Annotated in this window: 2 protein-coding genes and 1 pseudogene; 1 reads left to right on the top strand and 2 read right to left on the bottom strand. The window is 62.7% G+C overall.

The genetic code is table 11. The annotated features are described in order from the left end of the window. Both Q0L57_RS13045 and pcaQ read right to left on the bottom strand, forming a co-directional pair. Positions 1–266: pseudogene (locus Q0L57_RS13045) on the bottom strand (ABC transporter substrate-binding protein); the annotation flags it as partial. A 182-nt stretch (positions 267–448) separates the two neighbouring features. Continuing rightward, entirely contained in the window at positions 449–1,366 is a 918-nt protein-coding gene (pcaQ, locus tag Q0L57_RS13040) for a pca operon transcription factor PcaQ (RefSeq protein WP_296743226.1), read from the bottom strand. A gap of 92 nt (positions 1,367–1,458) precedes the next feature. Here pcaQ and pcaD point away from each other — a divergent pair. Next, the coding region (gene pcaD / locus Q0L57_RS13035) for a 3-oxoadipate enol-lactonase (RefSeq protein ID WP_296743225.1) at positions 1,459–2,259 on the top strand (801 nt) is incomplete at its 3' end.

Raw genomic sequence — 2,259 nt, 5'->3', positions numbered from 1 at the left:
TCGACGCTGTATTTCTTGCCGCCGAGCTCGATGCCGTTGGCCAGGGCCTTGCGGGCAAGATCGAGGACATAGCCGTCAGTCTCGCCGAAGCCGGCGAGCGGGCCGGTGCGCGGGCTGACGAAGCCGACCTTGAGCGTGTCGGCGGCTTGTGCAAAGGCCTTGCGGCGGCTGAATGCAAGAGCTGCGCCGCCGGCCACCGATGTGGCAATGAACTGGCGCCGTGAAATACCCGAAATGCCGGGTTTACTGCCGATATTACGAGACATCTGCTCCTCCCTCTGTGGCCATTCGACACGACGACAAACAGGTCTTCCGTTTGCTGCCGGACGGCACGGCTTTCGATCCTCCGCAGCCAGATTGCACTAGCGGTTTGGTTCGGTAAAATGATATTTTACGGTGTTTTATTAACCCCTGGGTTAGTGGAATTTCGAAACTGATTGCCTGATCGTCAAGCGTGATGCCGCGCCGCCTCGCGGATGGTCTGCAGGAGGATGGTGAAGGCAGGCGAGGGAGCGGTGTCGGTGCGCATCGTCAGGCCCACAGGCCCCTTGGTTTCCTCGGTGTCGACGGGCAGGGCAATGAAAGCGCCGCTGGCGATCTCGTTGGCGACGACGCCGGCCGAAATGATCCATACCGCGTTGCTCTGGCGCATGAAGGAGCGGCCGAAGGAGTCCGAGACCGTCTCGATCTCGGTGGCCGGCGCGGTCATGCCATTGGTGATGAAGAGGCGGTCGACGAACGGGCGGATGACGGATTCGCGGGTCGGCATAAGGACTGGGAATTCGTCGAGGCGCGCGAAGATGTCGGCGCCCGGTTCCGACAGCGGATGCCCGGCGCGCACGACGAACAGCACCTGCTCTGAATAAAGATGCTCGAAGAAGAAGCCGGTCATGTGTTCCGGCGCGGCGAGGCGACCGACGACGAGGTCGAGCGCGCCGACACGCAGTTGTTCGAGTAGCACCGCGTTCTCGCCGGTGACGATCTTGAGCGCGGCGCCCGTGTTCTCCTCGAGGAACAGGCTCATGGCCTGCGGCATGACCTTTGCCGACACCGTGGGCAGGGCGCCGATGCGGATCGGATCGCGATTGATTGCGCCGTCCTGGCGGACTGAATCGACGCCGCGCTTGAGCGCCGAGATCGCCGAACCGGCATGGCCGAGGAAGATCTCGCCGAGCCTGGTGACGCGGATGCCGCGGCCGTCGCGCTCGACCACGGCGACGCCGAGCGCGTCCTCCAATTCACGCAATGTCTTGGTCACGGCCGGCGCGCTGACGTGCAGGAAGTCGGCCGCGCGCGCTACGCTTCCCTGTCTCGCCACCTCCAGGAATGCCTGCAGGTGGCGGAAGCGGATCCGGCTCTTCGCCATGGTTCGATAACCTCCAAGTTAATGAAACGCCGCAAAATATCATTTTACCGAACCAAACCGCTCGTGCAATGTGGCTTTGGAGGATCGAAATCGTGCCATTCGTCAGCATAGGCGGCGTCGCCCTGCACCATCGCCATATCGAAGCGACCGGCACGTCGCGCCCGATCATCTTCATCAATTCGCTCGGCACCGACTTCCGGATCTGGGACGAAGTAGTCGCGCGGCTTACCGGCGAAATGCCTATGCTGGTCTACGACAAGCGTGGCCACGGGCTCTCCGACATCGGCGGCGGCGTGCGCTCAATCGACGACCATGTCGATGATCTGGCCGCCCTCATCGACCATTTCGGCTTCGACAAGGTCGTGCTCTTCGGGCTCTCCGTCGGCGGCATGATCGCCCAGCGGCTCTATACTCGCCACCCCAAATGTGTAGAGGCGCTGATCCTCAGCGACACTGCACATAAGATCGGCACCGCCGAAAGCTGGAACACGCGCATCGCGACTGTCGAGCACGACGGAATCGAGGTGATCGCCGATGGCATCATGAAAGTGTGGTTCACACCGGAGTTCCATGCCACGCGGGCGGCGGAGCTTGCCGGCTGCCGCAACATGCTCACCAGGCAGGCGCTGTCTGGTTACATCGGCACCTGCATGGCGGTCCGCGACGCGGATTTCAGCGAAAGCGCCCGGCACATAGCCGTGCCGACGCTCTGCATCGTCGGCGATCAGGACGGCTCAACGCCACCCGATCTGGTCCGCTCGCTGGCTGATTTGATCCCCGGCGCGCGCTTCGAGGTGATCCACGATGCAGGGCACATCCCATGCGTCGAGCAGCCAAATGCGCTCGTCACTTTGATCCGCGATTTCGTCGCCTCGTTGCCTGAGGGAAAGTCT

Source organism: Mesorhizobium sp. (assembly GCF_024509055.1).
GTDB lineage: Bacteria > Pseudomonadota > Alphaproteobacteria > Rhizobiales > Rhizobiaceae > Mesorhizobium.
This window is presented reverse-complemented; position numbering and strand designations above follow the sequence as displayed.

Excerpts from the sequence above, each read along its gene's own strand:
- pcaQ (WP_296743226.1), bottom strand. The coding sequence starts at position 1,366 with ATGGCGAAGAGCCGGATCCGCTTCCGCCACCTGCAGGCATTCCTGGAG.